This window comes from Enterovibrio coralii (assembly GCF_001559595.1).
Lineage (GTDB): Bacteria > Pseudomonadota > Gammaproteobacteria > Enterobacterales > Vibrionaceae > Enterovibrio > Enterovibrio coralii.
Genome location: NZ_LNTY01000024.1, coordinates 1 through 3,682, shown reverse-complemented (window position 1 = coordinate 3,682; position 3,682 = coordinate 1). Strand labels below are relative to the sequence as shown.

2 protein-coding genes and 2 pseudogenes are annotated in these 3,682 nt (G+C 44.8%); 3 read left to right on the top strand and 1 reads right to left on the bottom strand.

What is annotated here, in order from left to right:
* Nucleotides 1-133: 133 nt before the first annotated feature.
* From ATN88_RS07105 to ATN88_RS07095, 3 genes and pseudogenes are all read left to right on the top strand, one after another.
* Nucleotides 134-648: pseudogene (locus tag ATN88_RS07105) on the top strand (Lrp/AsnC family transcriptional regulator).
* A gap of 167 nt (nucleotides 649-815) precedes the next feature.
* Nucleotides 816-1,790, top strand: coding sequence for an arginine deiminase-related protein (locus ATN88_RS07100; RefSeq protein WP_067413425.1), 975 nt, complete (start codon nucleotides 816-818; stop codon nucleotides 1,788-1,790).
* Nucleotides 1,791-1,967: 177 nt separating this feature from the next.
* Nucleotides 1,968-2,899 (top strand): annotated as a pseudogene (locus ATN88_RS07095) (exopolyphosphatase).
* 48 nt (nucleotides 2,900-2,947) lie between these two features.
* Here ATN88_RS07095 and ATN88_RS07090 read toward each other — a convergent pair.
* Nucleotides 2,948-3,310 (bottom strand): HopJ type III effector protein, encoded by a 363-nt coding sequence (locus ATN88_RS07090; RefSeq protein WP_067413422.1) that lies wholly within the window; start codon nucleotides 3,308-3,310, stop codon nucleotides 2,948-2,950.
* Nucleotides 3,311-3,682: the final 372 nt, after the last annotated feature.

Sequence of the window (3,682 nt, the reverse complement as noted above, 5' to 3'; positions counted from 1 at the left end):
CGAAAGCCCAGACGATAGTCTGGGCTTTTTTGTATGTGCTTCAATTCAAATTCCCTCAAACAAACCTATCTGCAGCAATAAGCACTGTGTTAGCTTCTATGGAAAGGAATATTTTCTATAGGAGCCAACGGATATGGCTGTTTCTAATACTTCTTCTCTCGATAGAATTGATATCGAAATCTTACGTATTCTCCAAGAGAATGGCCGATTGCCTGTCGTTGAGTTAGCAAAGCGCGTCAACTTAACAACGACACCGTGCTCAGAGCGCGTCAAAAGACTTGAGCGGGAAGCTATATCTCTGGATATCATGCAGAGCTCTCGCCAGAAAAACTTGGCCTAGACGTACTCATTTTTATCCATGTACGGCTCGATCAAACGAATCTTTCTATCTTTGATAAGTTCGCTAAAACGGCGTTGCTGATCCCTGAGATCGAAGAATGCTATTCCCTGTCCGGAGACTTTGACGCCATGATCAAAGTGCGAGTGAAGAATATCAAAGCCTATCAGCAGTTTATGTCTACCCGCATTATTGAGTTGCCAGGTGTAATTCAAACGCGAAGCGAGATTGTGATAGCTGAATACAAACGAGGATCTGGCATTAACGCAGATCTTATCACCCTTAAGTCTGTAAGAGTTACAGAAAAGTAACGGGTGAAATTTGTGCTAGATGGGAAAAATACCTTCTAATAACGAATTCTTCAGGTAATTCACTAATGGCTGGTGAAAATTAACTGCCTTTTTAGGTAATGTTACTTAGCGACCTTCACTACAATCAACGTTATAACAATAATGTTAACAAGATGTTGAGGTGTTAGATGGTCGCCCCAATCCTGAAAGATACGATCCCAGTAGTTCAAAATGTCAGCCACACGACCAATGCCGTCGTCATGGTTCCCCCAATTGATTTCAAATTTAATGTAGAAACGAGCGCGGACAATGAATTCCAACAAAGATTGGCATTGCCTGAGCAAGAGATCCGCAAAAAGGCACTCAATGAGTTCTATAACATGGTGTCGATACTTCAGAGCCATGGCGTAGAGGTAACCGTCATGGATTACTCGGGTGATGCCTATGAAACGCCAGATGCTGTGTTTCCAAACAACTGGTTTTCCACATCACCGGATGGGGACGTGTTTCTTTTTCCTATGGCGTGTGAAAATCGCCGACACGAAGTACGGCCTGCGTGTCTAAAGAGGAATTTGGAGCAACAAGGCTTCTCGGTTACAGACATCACCCCTGTATCGGATCTCAAGCACCCTAACGCTTTTCTCGAAAGCACGGGTGTGATGATCCTCGATCATGCACAAGGCACGATATACGCGGCCCTATCGGAGCGTTGTGACAAAGAACTGCTGCAAAAATACGTCGATTTAGCTGGCTTTCATGAGCTCATCTACTTTGAGACGAAAATGGCGTCAGGCGCGAGCGTTTACCACACCAATGTCATGATGGCGGTAGGAGAAGGCTTCGCAGTCATCTGTGATGAGATCATTGAGGAGTTCGAACGGCGCAGAGTGTTGGCAACCCTCAAGAAAACCAAAGAGGTGATCTCGATAACCGAAGAGCAAATGGGACAGTTTTGTGGAAATATTCTGCAGCTTAAAAACGACAAGAATGAGCATTTGATCGCCATGTCGGTTTCCGCCTATAACGCCTTCACACTGGAACAAAAACAGACACTTAGAAAACACGGACAGCTGATACCTATCGATGTTTCCACCATAGAAACGATAGGCGGGGGCAGTGTGCGGTGTATGTTGGCCGAGAATTTCCTTCCAAAGAACGTGTAAATGAAGAGCCGCTCAGCGGCTTTTTTCTTTTCAGACAAGCATCTGCCGTCAAGCAATCATAGTCGTCGAGTTGCACAATTGGGTATTCGTCTTATTCTTAAGAGAGTAGGAAAACTGAGATCCTTAATCCAGACAGGGACATTGGTTTCCCAACCCTCTGTTAAAGGGAGTAATGGTATGCCTGAAAGACGATATCGTCTTATCACACGAAGCGATTTTGACGGACTAGTGTGTGCAGTATTGCTGAGACACATCGACTTGATTGATGAGATCAAGTTCGTGCACCCAAAAGATATGCAAGACGGCGTGATAGAGATTAATGAATACGACATCACGACAAACCTGCCATACAACGCTAAAGCACATCTTTGCATCGACCATCATGCTTCCGAAGTACTCCGTAACGAGGACTTGAATGCAAACCACATTATCGATGCAGATGCACCTTCTGCAGCGCGAGTAGTGTGGAAACATTTTGGTGGCGAAAACACCTTCCCAGAGTCATGGGATGAGATGATGGAAGAGGTGGATAAAGGCGATTCAGCCAATACACCAAAGATGAAGTCCTGTATCCGAAAGGTTGGGGTTTGCTGAACTTCATCATGGATGCACGCACGGGCTTGGGTCGATTCCGCGAGTTCCGAATCTCTAACTATGAACTGATGATGGATTTGATCGATCACTGTCGTGACAAAATGATTGATGAGATCATGGAGCTCCCTGACGTGAAAGAGCGCGTAGAGCTCTACTTCAGTCATCGTGAGAAATTCCAAGAGCAGATCCGCCGGTGTAGCTCCATCTGTGGCAATCTAGTGATTCTCGACCTTCGACATGAAGATGTTATTTGGGCAGGAAACCGTTTCGAAATATATGCCATTTTCCCTCAATGCAACATCTCCATACACGTTCTGTGGGGGTTGAAAAAGCAGAACACGGTCTTTGCTTGTGGGAAGTCGATTTTCGACCGCGCTTCAAACACCAACATTGGTGAATTGATGCTGACATATGGCGGGGGCGGCCATGAGAAGGCGGGGACTTGCCAGGTGCCAAATGAAATGGCAGCCCGAGTTGAAGATGAACTCATTGTTCAGATAAACAAAGACGGTTAACGAAAAGCCCGCAACAGCGGGCTTTTTTAATTCTACGCGATATACAGCTTATGGTTGGTACTCTGCCGCTTTAGGTTGCAGTGGGATTCGCTCAAACCAAACACCTTTCCAACCCATCTTCATAAAATTGCGAATGTTCTGATGATCGTCACCTGTTGGGTTTAGCAGAACGTGTTCACGATAGTAACGGCCAAAGCAATGTAATATGGCGTCTTCGCTTAACCCATGCAGTTTACCGAACGCAAAGATTTTGCAGGAACCTGAGTTCTGGCCTGCTTCGTTGGTGACTGAGCCGTTTGTGAAGCAGCAAGGAGAGAAGTCATAGTACTTTTCGATTATCCCTATCGTATCCTCAAATTCTATCAGTTCAGGTGTGTTCGATAACGTCAGTAGAAATTGGTTCAATTGCATTATTCCTATTGAAAAGCACGTTAAAAGTGAGCGCGGTTTAAAACACTTTCAGATGGCGAGCCTTGCTGCGACACGCTGGGTATGTTGTATCAAGTTATAGTGATAATTTGAAGAATAAGCATCCAGTAATTCGGGCACAGTCGCAGGATCTGCCTTTATTTTTTGTCCACTTTTACAGTGGCGGGGCATTGTTAACTAAAGACAGTCTTAGAAGCGAGAACATTTATCGAAAAGTATGATTTAAGAAGACGAATGCCCACTAAATAGGCGGTGATCAAGCTCGTCAGAGTATGAAAAAATCACATTTGGTGATGATTTGACCGAACGGTTTGTTTTACGCAAAAAAGCTATTTACAGCATGCCGGACTCCCG

Excerpts from the sequence above, each read along its gene's own strand:
- ATN88_RS07100 (WP_067413425.1), top strand. The coding sequence starts at position 816 with ATGGTCGCCCCAATCCTGAAAGATACGATCCCAGTAGTTCAAAATGTC.
- ATN88_RS07090 (WP_067413422.1), bottom strand. The coding sequence starts at position 3,310 with ATGCAATTGAACCAATTTCTACTGACGTTATCGAACACACCTGAACTG.